The organism is Streptomyces sp. NBC_00377 (assembly GCF_036075115.1).
Taxonomy (GTDB): Bacteria; Actinomycetota; Actinomycetes; order Streptomycetales; family Streptomycetaceae; genus Streptomyces.
In genome coordinates this window covers 1,204,211-1,217,719 of sequence record NZ_CP107958.1, presented here as the reverse complement: position 1 = coordinate 1,217,719, position 13,509 = coordinate 1,204,211, and the positions used below count along the sequence as shown (strand labels likewise).

Annotated in this window: 12 protein-coding genes; 10 read left to right on the top strand and 2 right to left on the bottom strand. The window is 72.1% G+C overall.

Translation table 11 applies throughout. From position 1 onward, the window contains the following. The first annotated feature begins 128 nt into the window (after positions 1–128). The 4 genes from OHS71_RS05495 (at position 129) to OHS71_RS05480 (ending at position 4,868) form a co-directional block, all read left to right on the top strand. Positions 129–1,106 carry an SCO0930 family lipoprotein gene (locus tag OHS71_RS05495; RefSeq protein ID WP_328477367.1) on the top strand — a complete coding sequence of 326 codons (978 nt, stop codon included), beginning with the start codon at positions 129–131 and terminating at the stop codon, positions 1,104–1,106. A gap of 379 nt (positions 1,107–1,485) precedes the next feature. Then, on the top strand, positions 1,486–2,298 hold the full coding sequence (locus tag OHS71_RS05490) for an SAM-dependent methyltransferase (protein ID WP_328477365.1): 813 nt from the start codon (positions 1,486–1,488) through the stop codon (positions 2,296–2,298). After that, positions 2,295–4,433 (top strand): putative bifunctional diguanylate cyclase/phosphodiesterase, encoded by a 2,139-nt coding sequence (locus OHS71_RS05485; protein ID WP_328477363.1) that lies wholly within the window; start codon positions 2,295–2,297, stop codon positions 4,431–4,433. Before OHS71_RS05490 ends, OHS71_RS05485 begins: the two co-directional genes overlap by 4 nt. Positions 4,434–4,535: 102 nt before the next feature. After that, positions 4,536–4,868 (top strand): nuclear transport factor 2 family protein, encoded by a 333-nt coding sequence (locus OHS71_RS05480; RefSeq protein ID WP_443047154.1) that lies wholly within the window; start codon positions 4,536–4,538, stop codon positions 4,866–4,868. Positions 4,869–4,967: 99 nt separating this feature from the next. On the opposite strand, the gene OHS71_RS05475 is transcribed toward OHS71_RS05480, so the two are convergent. After that, the gene (locus OHS71_RS05475) at positions 4,968–5,813 is read right to left on the bottom strand and encodes a LysR family transcriptional regulator (protein ID WP_328477359.1); all 846 of its coding nucleotides are present in this window, start codon (positions 5,811–5,813) and stop codon (positions 4,968–4,970) included. A gap of 123 nt (positions 5,814–5,936) precedes the next feature. On the opposite strand from OHS71_RS05475, the gene OHS71_RS05470 reads away from it, so the two are divergent. After that, a complete protein-coding gene (locus OHS71_RS05470; RefSeq protein ID WP_328484402.1) occupies positions 5,937–6,827 on the top strand; it encodes an NAD(P)H-binding protein in 891 nt (296 codons plus the stop codon). A 90-nt stretch (positions 6,828–6,917) separates the two neighbouring features. On the opposite strand, the gene OHS71_RS05465 is transcribed toward OHS71_RS05470, so the two are convergent. Then, positions 6,918–7,802 (bottom strand): LysR family transcriptional regulator, encoded by an 885-nt coding sequence (locus tag OHS71_RS05465; protein ID WP_328477357.1) that lies wholly within the window; start codon positions 7,800–7,802, stop codon positions 6,918–6,920. A 120-nt stretch (positions 7,803–7,922) separates the two neighbouring features. Here OHS71_RS05465 and OHS71_RS05460 point away from each other — a divergent pair, with 120 nt between their 5' ends. From OHS71_RS05460 to OHS71_RS05440, 5 genes are all read left to right on the top strand, one after another. Then, positions 7,923–8,594, top strand: a complete 672-nt coding sequence (locus tag OHS71_RS05460) for a succinate dehydrogenase (RefSeq protein WP_328484401.1) — start codon at positions 7,923–7,925, stop codon at positions 8,592–8,594. A 2-nt stretch (positions 8,595–8,596) separates the two neighbouring features. After that, complete coding sequence (locus tag OHS71_RS05455) at positions 8,597–10,543, top strand: fumarate reductase/succinate dehydrogenase flavoprotein subunit (RefSeq protein ID WP_328477355.1); 1,947 nt, start codon at positions 8,597–8,599, stop codon at positions 10,541–10,543. Beyond that, entirely contained in the window at positions 10,540–11,289 is a 750-nt protein-coding gene (locus OHS71_RS05450) for a succinate dehydrogenase/fumarate reductase iron-sulfur subunit (RefSeq protein WP_328477353.1), read from the top strand. The genes OHS71_RS05455 and OHS71_RS05450 overlap by 4 nt, the downstream gene beginning before the upstream one ends. Before the next feature lie 510 nt (positions 11,290–11,799). After that, positions 11,800–12,573, top strand: coding sequence for a GNAT family N-acetyltransferase (locus OHS71_RS05445; protein WP_328477351.1), 774 nt, complete (start codon positions 11,800–11,802; stop codon positions 12,571–12,573). Then, positions 12,573–13,490, top strand: a complete 918-nt coding sequence (locus OHS71_RS05440) for a lysophospholipid acyltransferase family protein (RefSeq protein ID WP_328477349.1) — start codon at positions 12,573–12,575, stop codon at positions 13,488–13,490. The genes OHS71_RS05445 and OHS71_RS05440 overlap by 1 nt, the downstream gene beginning before the upstream one ends. The last annotated feature ends 19 nt before the right edge of the window (positions 13,491–13,509 follow it).

Genomic DNA, 13,509 nt, shown 5'->3' with positions numbered 1-13,509 from the left:
GTCACAGGCCGGGGAAAGATTTTCGGGCCGGGTTTGAACACAACGACGGTCACCATGCGTACTCAGTGCCGTGCGGCGGCGCAGCAGGGCGCTGCAACACCTTTGTGACGATCGGGGAGTTGTTGACGATGAAGACCACCTGGCGGAGCGCCTCACTCGCGGCAAGCGCTGTGGCCGTACTGGCGCTGACGACGGCGTGCGGTTCTGAGAGCGGCACGTCGGCGTCGAGCCAGAACGTCGGGGCCACGGCTCCGGCGGGTGGCATCGCGGGCGTCGGCAGCGGCTACGGCAGTGTCGGCTCCGGAGCGAGCGCCAGTGCCACCGGTGGCGCCGGTACGGGCACCGGTGCCCAGGCCCAGGGCGCCGGTGGGCTGGAGATCTCCGCGAACGGCCAACTCGGGAAGATCCTCACCGACGGTGCCGGCAAGACCCTCTACCGCTTCGACGCGGACACCGCGGAACCCCCGAAGTCGAACTGTGACGGCGACTGCGCGACCGCCTGGCCGCCGGTGTCCGCCGATGACGTCGCCGCCGGCGACGGTATCGACAAGTCGCTCCTGGGCGAGGTCACCCGGACCGACGGCACCAAGCAGCTCACCGTCGGCGGCTGGCCCGCCTACTACTACGCGAAGGACACCAAGGCCGGCGACACCACCGGCCAGGGCGTGGGCAACAAGTGGTTCGCGCTGGCCCCCGACGGCAAGAAGGCCAAGTCGGACTCCGCGTCCGAGGCCTCGCTGCCCGGTCTGTCGGTCCGCAAGGACGCCAATCTCGGTGACATCGTCGTCGACAAGAACGGCATGACGGTCTACCGCTTCCTGAAGGACAAGGCCTGGCCCCAGCCGGTCTCGAACTGCAACGGCGCCTGCCTGGAGAAGTGGCCGGCGGTCGCCCCCGTCGAGTTCGGCGAGACCAAGGGCATCCAGGAGAAGGGCTACATGAACTTCACCCGGTCCGACGGCACCAAGCAGCAGACCATCAACTGCTCGCCGATCTACACCTTCTCCGGTGACAAGAAGCCCGGTGACATCAACGGCCAGGGCGTCGGCGGCACGTGGTACGCCGTCGCGCCGAACGGAAAGCTGGTCGGAGCGCCGGGCCAGTAGGAATCGCCTCCCCAGGGCCGATATCCCGCACCTGACCCATCGCGCACGACCGTTGGTCCGCCCCCTCCGCGCCGCACGGAGGGGGCGGACCGTTGTGCGTTGCCATGGCATCCGGTCGTGGCGCCGGGCGTCACGCCCGGTCTTCGTGCTTGTCCCGCCACCACCACCTGTGCGTAGACTTTCGCCGCCCTCGGGACCCTCCGGGAAGATGCCGGAACGACCCGGGTGCCTCGAGCAGCCCTTCGGGGGACGTCGATTCGGCACGTGCCGCAGGCAGTGACCGGGAACGGACGGTCAATTTCCGTTTCTGCTCGCCCCTTTGGCGGGCGATCAGTAGCCTCAGCTCGAACACCGGATCGCCTACGCCTTGGAGAGACAGATGGAGCGACCCGCCTGGGCCCCTCGGAGCATCGACATCTCGGTGCCCAGCGTCTCGCGGATCTACGACCACTACCTGGGCGGCTCGCACAACTTCGAGGTCGACCGGGAAGCGGCCCGCAAGGCCATGGCGTTCATGCCGGGACTTCCGAAGATCAGCCAGGCGAACCGGGCGTTCATGCGCCGAGCCGTGCGGTACGCGGCCGACGACGGCATCAGCCAGTTCCTCGACATCGGGTCAGGCATCCCCACCTTCGGCAACGTGCACGAGGTCGCCCAGGCGGCGAGCCCGGGAGCACGGGTGGTCTACGTCGACCACGACCCGGTGGCCGTCGCGCACAGCCAAGCGGTGCTGGCGGGCAACGCCGACACCGGCGTCGTGGCCGCCGACCTGCGCAAACCGTGGGAGATCCTCAGCAGCCCGCAGGTGGAGCAACTGCTCGACCTGGACCGGCCGGTGGCGCTGCTGCTGGTCGCCGTACTGCATTTCGTGGAGGACGCGGACGACCCGTACGCCGCGGTGGCCGAACTCGGTGCCGCGCTCGCGCCGGGCAGTCTGCTCGTGCTCACGCATGCCTCGTACGAGGGAATCCCGCTGCCACCGGAGCGTGCCGAGGGCGCGCTGGACGTGTACAAGGACATTCGCAATCCGCTGGTCATGCGCTCGCGTGACGAGATCGGGCGGTTCTTCGAAGGGTACGACATGGTGGAGCCCGGACTGGTGCCGATGCCGCACTGGCGGCCGGACACGGCGCCGGAGGACGAGGACCCCTGGGCCCTCTCCGGTTTCGCCGGCGTGGGACGCGCGGCGTGACCGCGGAACCGGACGGGCCGCAGGACAGACTGCGGCGGTTCGCGACGATCTGGAGCCGGGCCGTGTTCCCGGTCACCGCGACGTCGCTGACCCGGCCCGAACTCGAGGAACAACTCCTGCCGCTGGCCCGGCGGTTGCGGGAGGCACTGCTGGAGCGCGGCTTCGACGCCGACACCGGCAAGGCGGTGGGGGCCGCCCTCGTCGACGCGCACTGCACCGACCCCGAGGCCCTCAGCCGTTCCCTCGACTGCGTCGACGCCTACCTGGTGCTCTACTGCGGCGAGGACGGCCCCCCGGAGGACCTGCGCACCCGCGCCTCACGGCTCCAGCACGCCATGGCGGCCGGGTACGCGCAGGCGCTGCGTGAGCGCACGCTCGCCGAACAGGAGGCCATCGCCCAGGCCGCGCTCCGCGCCCAGGGCGTGGTCGCGCAGGCGCTGCACACGAGCGAGGCCCGCTTCCGGGCGGTCTTCGAAGGCGCCGCGATAGGAATCGCCATCGCCGACCTGGACGGCAACGTCCTCCAGGTCAACGGCGCCCTGCTGCGCATGTTCGGCGGCTCCGAGCAGACCCTGAGGGGCCGCAGGGTGCAGGACCTGACCCATCCCGAGGACGCACCCCAGCTGTGGAAACTCTACGACGAGCTGGTCCGCGGCGAACGGGAGCACTACCACACGGAGAAGGCGTTCAGCCGCCCCGACGGAACGGTTCTGTGGACCAACCTGACGGTGTCCCTGCTGCGGGACGCCGACGGCAACCCGCAGTACTCGCTGGCCCTGATGGAGGACACCACCGAGCGCCGGCTGCTCAACCTCCGCCTGCGCTACGAGGCCACCCACGACGCGCTCACCGGCCTGCCCAACCGCACCCTGTTCTTCGAACGCCTGGAGAAGGCGCTCGGCGCGACGGGCGAGGGCCAGCGTTTCGGTCTGTGCTACCTCGACCTGGACGGCTTCAAGACCATCAACGACAGTCTCGGTCACGCGGCGGGCGACCGGCTGCTCGTCGAGGTCGCCGACCGGTTGCAGTCCTGCGCGACCGCGCAGGGCGAGATGGTCGCGCGCCTCGGCGGCGACGAGTTCGTGGCGCTGACCACCGGCCCCGACACCCGGGGTGAGGTCGACGAGCTCGCCGCGCGCATCATGAACGCCCTGCTCGCGCCGGTGCGCATCGACGGCCGGGAGCTGACCGTGCGCGGCAGCATCGGCATCGTCGAGGGCCCGGCGGGGGAGCGCAGCGCGGCCGAGGTGCTGCGCAGCGCCGACATCACCATGTACCGGGCCAAGTCGGCGGGCGGCAACCGCTTCGAGCTCGCCGACGCGGAGGCCGACGCCCGCGCGATCACCCGCCACGGTCTCACCACGGCGCTCCCGGCGGCCCTCGACCGCGGCGAGTTCTTCATCGAGTACCAGCCGCTCGTCCACCTCGGCGACGGCAGCGTGCGCGGCGCGGAGGCGCTGGTGCGCTGGCTGCACCCGCAGCACGGGGTACTCGGACCCGACCGCTTCATCCCGCTCGCCGAGCACACCGGGCTGATCGTGCCGCTGGGCCGCTGGGTCCTGGAGGAGTCGGTCCGCCAGGTCGGCGAGTGGCGGGAGAGGGGTGGCGACACCGACCCTCTGCGCATCAACGTCAACCTCTCCCCGTGCCAGCTCACCCATCCCGGTCTGGTGCAGGACACCGTCGACATCCTGGAACGCGCGGGCGTCGCACCGGAGGCCCTGTGCCTGGAGGTGACGGAGTCGGCGTTGATCGGCGCCGACGACGACCTGCTCAAGCCGCTGCGCCGGCTCGCCGAGATGGGCGTCGACATCGCCCTGGACGACTTCGGCACCGGCTACTCCAACCTGGCCAACCTGCGTCGCCTCCCGGTGAGCGTGCTCAAGCTGGACCGCTCCTTCACCCAGGGCATGCAGCAGTTCCCGGCGGACCCCGTCGACCTCAAGATCGTCGAGGGGATCGTCTCGCTCGCCCACAGCCTGGACCTCGCGGTCACGGTGGAGGGCGTGGAGACCGGCGCGCAGGCCGAGCAGCTGCGGATACTGGGCTGCGACACGGCCCAGGGCTGGTACTACGCCCGCCCGGGCCCGCCGGACAGGCTCCACCACCTGGCCCTGGTGGACGCGACGGGATGAGGGACAACCCGGTTGCGGACGTGCCGGGTGAGCACGGACGATCTCCGGGTGACCGAAGAAACAGACGACGTGAACAAGGCGATCGCGGGCGAGCTGGCGCTCATGGACCCCACCGTCCGCTCCTCCCGCGCCCGCTTCGAGCGGCTCCTCGACCCCGAGTTCGTCGAGGTCGGCTCCTCGGGGCGGCGCTACACGTGCGCGGACATGCTCGCCCAGCTGCCCGTCCACCCGGGCGGCTCGGCGAGCGGCCCGCGCTATGAGCCGTCGGACATCACGGGCGTCGTCCTGGCCCCCGGCCTGGTGCACCTGACGTACGACACCGACTTCGACGGCCGCCGGGCCCGGCGCAGCTCGCTGTGGCGCAAACAGAGCGAGGAGACCGGCTGGCGGATGTATTACCACCAGGGCACGCCGGTGCCGCCCGCCGCCGGTTAGCGCCTGTCGTCTGGAGCAGGTCGGCCTGACTCACGGTGCCTTGCAGGCCGGCGTGACGCGCGACTTGATCCGAACGACAGGCCCCAGGGGTCGCCGCGGTCAGCCCGCGACCCGACCCCGCGCGGCCTCCGCGGCCGCGACGGCCGCCCGCACGAGCGCCGCCGTCGCCGTCGAGCGCGACTGCTGGGGCCAGGCGACGGCCATGACGGCGGCGGGCGCGTCGAGCACGGGCCGGTAGACGACTCCCGGCCGGGGGTAGCGGTCGGCGACGGAGGCGGGCAGCAGGGCGACCAGATCGCCCAGGCCCACGAGCGCGAGGAGCTGGGCGAGGTCCTGGCCCCTGCCGCGGACCTCGTCGATGAACCGGAGTGCCTCGTCCTCGCGCAGCCCCAGGTCGGCGAGGCGCAGCCCGGTCCGGGCCGCGAGCGGATGGCTCACGGAGAGGGCGGCGACCCGCGGTTCGGCGGTCAGATCCTCCGTGTCGAGGCCGGTGCGGTCGTACGGCTCGTACACCAGGGCGACATCGGCCTCGCCCTGGCGCAGCAGCCGGGACTGTTCCTGCCACGCGGACAGCCGGACGGCGACCGGCAGTGCCGCGGGACCGGCCGCGTAGCGCGCGAGGATCGCCTCCAGCAGCCCCGCGTCCCCGTCGGCCTTCACGGCCAGCACCAGCTTCGGTTCGGCTGCGGCCGCGCGGCGCGCCCGGAGCCCGGCCGCGTCCAGGGCGTCCAGGGCCCATCTGGCCTCCTCCAGGAGGACCTCCCCCGCCGGGGTCAGCGCGACGCGGTGGGTGGTCCGCTCGAACAGGGTGACGCCCAGCTCCGTCTCCACAGAGCGGATCGCACGGGACAGGGGTGGCGAGGAGATGCCGAGCCGCTCGGCCGCACGGGCGAAGTTCAGCTCCTCGGCGACGGCGACGAAATAGCGCAGCGGACGGGACTCCACGGGTGGCCCTCCGATCGGTATTGCCCTGAGGGTAACAACCGGGAGCCGATCGATCCTTCCGTTCGGATGCCCGGCGCAGCAGGCTCGACGCCGTACCGACCACCGTTGATCCTGGAGCAGTTCATGATCGTCGTCACCACTCCGACCGGGCAGATCGGCCGTGAGGTCCTGGCCCGTCTGCTGGACGCCGGCACCGCCTCGCCCCCCGTCCGGGTGATCGTCCGCGACCCCGCCCGGCTCTCCCCGGAGAACCGCGAAAGGGTCGAGGTCGTCCAGGGGTCGCACGCCGACCCGGCCGTCCTGAAGGAGGCGTGCGAGGGCGCCGACCAGATTTTCTGGCTGGTGCCGCCGACGCCCTCGGCCGACAGTGTCACGGGCCACTTCCGCGCCTTCACCGAGCCGCTGTGCGAGGTGATCCGCACCCAGGGCGTCGGCCGGGTCGTGGCCGTCTCGACCCTGGGCCGGGGCATCGCCGAGAACGCCGGGCTGATCTCGGCCGGCCTGGCCATGGACGAGGCCGTCGCCGCCACGGGCGTGCACTACCGGGCGCTGTGTCCACCGGCCCTGATGGAGAACCTGCTCCGTCAGACGGCATCGATCCGCGACGAGGGCGTCTGGACCGAGGCGCTCGCGCAGGACCGTGTGCTGCGCACCTGCGCCACCCGGGACATCGCCGCCGAGGCGGCCCGGCTGCTCCTCGACACCTCCTGGACCGGGTACCAGGACGTTCCCCTGGTGGGTCCCGACGAGCTGACCCCCGAGGGCATGGCCCGCGTCCTCTCGGAGGTGCTGAACCGTCCCGTGCGGGTACGGCAGATCACCGCCGCCGAGCAGAAGGCGATGCTGACGCGCCACGGCGCCGACGAGGCCTGGGCGCAGGGCATCGCCGACATGGTGGACGCCCTGAACAGCCAGGGCTTCTACGGCGCCGCACAGCCCAGCACTCCCCACACGGCTCCCACGGGTTTCCGTCAGTGGTGCGAGGAGGTACTCGAGCCGGCCGTCCGGGGCTGACATCGGCCGGGCCCGTCATGCGAAGGACACGGGACCGCCGCGGACGCGGGGTCCGGCCCGTCCGGTGAGCAGATCGGCCACGGGCGGCTCTCACCGCTCCAGCAGCATCCGCTGGAGTTCGCGGGCCGCCCTGGGCGGTGCCACATCGCTGCGGTGGGCGAGGGCGATCGCGCGGTGCAGGCCGGGCCGGGCGAGCGGGGTGACCCGCAGGCCCCGGCCCGAGCGGGCGGCCACCATCCGCGGAACGACGGCCATCCCGAGCCCGGCCCGCACAAAGCCGAGCACCGCGTCCATCTCTCCGCCCTCCACCGCGAAGTCCGGCTCGAACCCCTCCGCCCGGCACGCGGCCACGGTCAGTTCCCGCAGGTCGTAGCCGTGCCGGAACATCACCAGACGCTCGCCCTCCAGATCGGCGATCCGTACGGTCCGCCGCCCCGTCCCCGGCCGGGAGGCCTCCGGGGAGGACACCACCACCAGGTCCTCGCGCAGCAGTTCCACCGTCGTCAGCGCCGGGGACGGGGTCGGCAGGGGCAGCACGACCAGGGCGAGATCGAGGGCGCCGCGCGCCAGCTCCCGCACGAGGTCGTGCGAGCCGCCCTCCTCGATCATCAGCCGGATGCCCGGGTAGCGGTCGTGGAAGGCGCGCAGCACATCCGGCAGCAGACCCGTGCACAGACTCGGCGTCGCCCCCAGCCGCACCCGCCCGCTGCGCAGCTGCGCCAGTTCCTGCACCTCGTACCGCGCGGTCTCGGTGTCCGCGAGGATCCGCCGGGCCAGCGGCAGCAGCGCCTCACCGGCGTCGGTGAGCGTGATGTTGCCCCGCGCGCGCTGGAACAGATCCGCGCCCAACTCCCGTTCCAGCGCCTTGATCTGCTGCGACAGCGAGGGCTGCGCGACATGCACGAGCTCGGCGGCGCGGGTGAAGTGCCGGGTCTCGGCCACGGCCACGAAGTACTGGAGCTGCTGGAACTGCATCCAACCATGATAGGCGCAGGCTATGGAAACGAGCCGGACCATGTCTTGGACCGATGGGGGGTACCGCCCCTAGCGTCTCGGTACATGGCTCTGGCAACGCGGACGGGCCGACGGCCGTCCATGGCACGCACGGTGTGGAACTCCTCCGTCGGCAAGAAGACGGTGATGGCCGTCAGCGGCCTGATCATGCTGCTGTACCTGGTCGCCCACATGATCGGAAACCTGAAGATCTTCTTCGGGCCGGGCGAGTTCAACCACTACGCGCACTGGCTGCGCACCGTCGGCGAACCGTTCATGCACTACGAGTGGACGCTCTGGCTGATCCGCGTCGTGCTGGTGGCCGCCGTCGTCGCCCACGCCACCTCCGCCTACCAGCTCAGCCGCCGCGACATCAGGGCGCGGCCCAGCAGGTACGTGCACAGCAAGCCCCGGGCGAGCTACGCCACCCGCACCATGCGCTGGGGCGGGATCATCCTCGCCCTGTTCATCGTCTGGCACCTCCTGGACCTGACGACCGGCACGGTCCACAGCGGCGGCTTCCAGGAGGGCCACCCGTACCAGAACGTCGTGGACACCTTCTCCACCTGGTACGGCAACGTCGTCTACATCCTCGCGATGCTGGCGCTCGGCCTGCACGTCCGGCACGGCTTCTGGGCCGCCGCCCAGACCCTCGGGGCGGGCAGCCGCACCCGCGACCGCGCCCTGAAGGCGACGGCCGACGTCCTCGCGCTGATGCTCACGGCCGGCTTCGTCGCCGTCCCCGTGGGCGTCATGACCGGAGTGGTGAACTGAAGATGACCTACACCGCATACTCGACCGGCGAGCCCCTCGCCGACACCAGGGCGCCCTCCGGCCCCGTCGCCGAACGCTGGGACAAGCGCCGCTTCGAGGCGAAACTCGTCAACCCGGCCAACCGGCGCAAGCACACGGTGATCGTCGTGGGCACCGGCCTCGCGGGCGGCTCGGCCGGCGCCACACTCGCCGAACAGGGCTACCGCGTCGTGCAGTTCTGCTACCAGGACTCCCCGCGCCGCGCCCACTCCATCGCCGCCCAGGGCGGCATCAACGCGGCGAAGAACTACCGCAACGACGGCGACTCCGTCCACCGCCTCTTCTACGACACCGTCAAGGGCGGCGACTTCAGGGCGCGGGAGTCCAACGTGCACCGGCTCGCGCAGATCTCGGTCGAGATCATCGACCAGTGCGTGGCGCAGGGCGTGCCCTTCGCCCGGGAGTACGGCGGTCTGCTCGACACCCGCTCCTTCGGCGGCGTCCAGGTGTCCCGTACGTTCTACGCCCGCGGCCAGACGGGCCAGCAGCTCCTGCTGGGCGCCTACCAGGCCCTCAGCAGGCAGATCGCCGCCGGCAACATCGAGATGCACCCTCGCACCGAGATGCTCGACCTGATCGTCGTCGACGGCCGAGCCCGCGGGATCGTCGCCAGGGACCTGATCACCGGCAGGATCGACACGTACTTCGCTGACGCCGTCGTTCTCGCGAGCGGCGGATACGGGAACGTCTTCTACCTGTCCACCAACGCCATGAACTCCAACGCCACCGCGATCTGGCGGGCCCACCGGCGCGGCGCGTACTTCGCCAACCCCTGCTTCACCCAGATCCATCCGACCTGCATCCCTCGCACCGGCGACCACCAGTCCAAGCTGACGCTGATGAGCGAGTCCCTGCGCAACGACGGCCGGATCTGGGTGCCGAAGGCCAAGGGCGACGACCGCCCGCCGAACCGGATCCCCGAGGACGAGCGCGACTACTACCTGGAGCGCGTCTACCCCTCCTTCGGCAACCTGGTCCCCCGGGACATCGCCTCCCGCGCCGCGAAGAACGTCTGCGACGAGGGCAGGGGAGTGGGCCCCGCAGGACAGGGCGTCTACCTCGACTTCGCCGACGCCGTCGCACGAATGGGGCGGGCCGCCGTCGAGGCGAAGTACGGCAACCTCTTCGACATGTACCAGCGGATCACCGACGAGGATCCGTACGAGGTCCCGATGCGGATCTACCCCGCCGTGCACTACACGATGGGCGGGCTGTGGGTCGACTACGACCTCCAGACCACCGTCCCCGGCCTGTTCGCGATCGGGGAGGCCAACTTCTCCGACCACGGAGCCAACCGGCTCGGCGCGAGCGCCCTCATGCAGGGCCTCGCCGACGGCTACTTCGTCCTCCCGTCGACCATCAACGACTACCTCGCCCGCCATCCGCACCAGGGCGAGGTGACCCCCGGACACCCCGTCGTCCAGGAGGTGCTGGCGGAGACCCAGGACCGCCTCGACCTGCTGCTCTCGGTCGACGGCGACCGCACTCCGGACTCCTTCCACCGCGAGGTCGGCGAACTCATGTGGGAGTTCTGCGGCATGGCCCGCAGCGACGCCGGCCTGCGCAAGGCCCTCGAGCGGATCCCGCAGATCCGCGAGGAGTTCTGGCGCCGCATCAAGGTGCCGGGCACCGGAGAGCAGTTCAACCAGTCGCTGGAGAAGGCGAACCGCGTCGTCGACTACCTGGAACTCGCCGAGCTGATGTGCCTCGACGCACTGCACCGCGCCGAGTCCTGCGGCGGCCACCTCCGCGAGGAGTCACAGACCGCCGACGGTGAAGCGGCCCGGCGCGACGAGGAGTTCGGGTACGCGGCCGCCTGGGAGTTCACCGAGACGGGCGAGGCGCCCGTCCTGCACAGGGAAGACCTGGTCTTCGAGTACGTCCACCCCACCCAGCGGAGCTACGCATGAGGCTCAACCTGCGCGTCTGGCGGCAGAAGAACGCCGACGCCGACGGCGCCATGTCCACGTACGAGGTGGACGGCATCTCCCCCGACATGTCCTTCCTCGAGATGCTCGACACCCTCAACGAGGAACTCATCCTGCGCGGCGACGACCCGGTCGCCTTCGACCACGACTGCCGCGAGGGCATCTGCGGCGCGTGCTCGCTGGTCATCAACGGCGACGCGCACGGTCCGGAGCGGACCACCACCTGCCAGCTGCACATGCGGTCCTTCCGCGACGGCGACACGATCGACGTCGAGCCGTGGCGGGCCGCGGCCTTCCCGGTCGTCAAGGACCTGGTCGTCGACCGGAGCGCCTTCGACCGGATCATCCAGGCGGGCGGCTACGTCACCGCCCCGACGGGCGCCGCGCCCGAGGCCCACGCGACGCCCGTGCCCAAGCCCGACGCCGACTTCGCCTTCGAGCACGCGGAGTGCATCGGATGCGGGGCCTGCGTGGCCGCCTGCCCGAACGGGGCGGCCATGCTCTTCACCTCCGCCAAGGTCAACCACCTGAACGTACTGCCGCAGGGGGCGCCCGAGCGGGAGACGCGGGTGCTGGACATGGTGGCGCAGATGGACGAGGAGGGGTTCGGCGGATGCACCCTCGCGGGCGAGTGCGCGACCGCCTGCCCGAAGGGCATCCCGCTGATGTCCATCACCGGGATGAACAAGGAGTGGCTGCGGGCCACCAGGAAGGTCACGAAGCGGTAGGTCCGCAGACGGAGGATGCCCCCCGGTCCCCGGCCGCCGCCCGCCGTCCCCGGCCCCCGGTCCCCGCCCGCCGTCCCCCGGTCCCCGCCCGCCGTCCCCCGGGTCCCGGTCCCCGCCCGCCTTCCCCAGCCCCCGGTTCCCGCCCGCCGCCCGCCGCCCGCCGCTCGCAGTCCCCGGTCCGCGGGTCCGCGGGTCCCCGGGGCTGCCGGGTCCGGCCGCCGGTCGCGCGGCTTCCCGTGCCCTAGGGGCCCAAGGGGGCTGCCCGGACGCCCGCTTCGAGAAGAGACGTTCGCCGACAAGGTGCGGACGGGCGGGGCCGGGAGTGGTGCTCATCCCCGGCCCCGCCAGGCATGTGAGGCGCGGGACGGCCGCCGACTCCCGGCATTCAGCAGCCGCACATCCACGAGCCCCGCGCCGGTCACGCCGAGGCCAGCCGGGCGCGGAAGAAAGCAGGTGCGGATTCCCCGTGCACCGACCCCACGCTTCTTCCGCCCGGCGCAGGAGACCTCCATGACCGCCATGCCCCTCTCCCCTCCCGCTCTCGCCGTACCGCCGGCCGGTTCCGGCTACCTCGTGTCGCTCGCCCGCACCCAGGAGGACGTCCGGGCCGCCCAGCGGCTGCGTCACCAGGTGTTCGCCGGGGAACTGGGCGCCCGGCTCGACGGCCCCGAACCGGATCTGGACACCGACGCCTTCGACGCCTACTGCGACCACCTGCTCATCCGGGACAACGCCACCGGTGAAGTGGTCGGCACCTACCGGCTGCTGCCCCCCGAGCGGGCCGCGGTCGCCGGACGGCTCTACTCCGAAGCCGAGTTCGACCTGAGCCCGCTCGACGCGATCCGGCCCGGCCTGGTCGAGGTCGGCCGCTCGTGCGTGCACCCCGACCACCGCGACGGAGCCGTCATCGGACTCATCTGGGCCGGGATAGCCCGCTACATGGTGGACCGGGGCCACGAGTGGCTGGCCGGCTGCTGCTCCGTCCCGCTGGCCGACGGCGGCGCCCTGGCGGCGGCGACCTGGGACCGGGTGCGTGACAAGCACCTCGCGCCGCCGGAGTACCGGGTACGGCCGCTGCTGCCCTGGACCCCGGTCCCCGCCGGCCGGGCCGCCCGCACCGAACTGCCGGCACTGCTGCGCGGCTATCTCCGCCTCGGCGCCTGGGTGTGCGGGGAACCCGCCTTCGACCCCGACTTCGGCGTCGCCGACCTCTATGTGCTGCTGCCGATGAGCCGGGGCAACCAGCGCTACCTGCGGCACTTCCTCTCCCTCGTCCCGGCCTGATGAGCGTCTGGCTGCCCAGCGCGCCCTGCACCCCGCGCGCGTGCGTGGCGCCGACGGCGTCCCGGGCGACCGCACTCCGCGCCGCGCTGCGGCTCACGGCGGTGGTCGTGCTGGTCCTGGCCGGGGTGATGCTGGCGCCGATGAGCGGCCGGCTCCCGGCCCGCACCGTGCGGTGGTGGAGCCGGACCGTCGTACGGGCGGCGGGAGTGCGGGTCCGGATCACCGGCGCGACCGCGCCCACCGGCACCGGGCTGCTCCTGGTCGCGAACCACATCTCCTGGCTGGACATCCCGCTGCTGGCCGCCGTCCGCCCGGCCCGGATGCTCGCCAAGGCCGAGATCCGGCGGTGGCCGGTGGCGGGCACGCTGGTCGCCCGCGGCGGTGTCCTGTTCATCGACCGGGACCGGCTGCGCGCCCTGCCCGCCACGGTCGCCCGGATCGCCGACGCGCTGCGCGCCGGACAGGCGGTCGCCGTGTTCCCCGAGGGCAGCACCTGGTGCGGCCGCGCCCAGGGGCACTTCCGCCGGGCGGTGTTCCAGGCCGCCCTGGACGCCCGGGTCCCGGTGCAGCCCGTACGCATCCGCTACCGGGACCGTGACGGAGCGGCCGGCACCGCGGCCGCGTTCGTCGGCGACGACCCGCTTCTCACCTCACTGTGGCGGGTGGCGTCGACGCGGGGGCTGGTGGCGGAGGTCGAAGTGCTGCCCGCGCTCGCGCCGGACACCCACCCCGACCGCAGAACGCTGGCCACGGCGGCCGGAGCCCGGGTGCGGGGCGAGGCCGGCGCGGAGATCGAGGTCATGCCCGCGCTCGCGCCGGGAGGTCATCCCGACCGCAGGGTGCCGGTCGAGGACGTGGGTGCCACCGCGCGGGCCGGAGCGATTCGGGGCGGGGGAGGGGCCGTCGGGGTGACTTGATGGGATCATGACGCGTCTC